The organism is Bacillus sp. SIMBA_154 (assembly GCF_046536015.1).
Lineage (GTDB): Bacteria > Bacillota > Bacilli > Bacillales > Bacillaceae > Bacillus > Bacillus pumilus_P.
Map to the genome: position 1 here is coordinate 1 of NZ_JAWJBV010000592.1, position 242 is coordinate 242.

General features: G+C 43.4%; 1 pseudogene. It reads left to right on the forward strand.

The annotated features are described in order from the left end of the window. Window positions 1-242: pseudogene (locus R0K30_RS23275) on the forward strand (MFS transporter); the annotation flags it as partial.

Below are 242 nucleotides of genomic sequence, written 5' to 3' on the forward strand. Positions count from 1 at the left end.
CAGCTGCTCCTCTTTATGGCAGCAGGTTCATTCATCTATGCAGTCCTGACGATTCTTTTTGCACTTAACAGCCTTCCGTGGCTTGCTCTATTGGTTTGTATTTTGATGGGACCTGCCTATCAAATCCGGGATGTTTCGCAGCAAAGCATTCTTCCAACGGAAACACCAGTCAATGATTTATCAATGGCGTATTCCGCTCACTACGTCCTTTTTTCAGTATCTGTCGGTTTATCTATATTCTT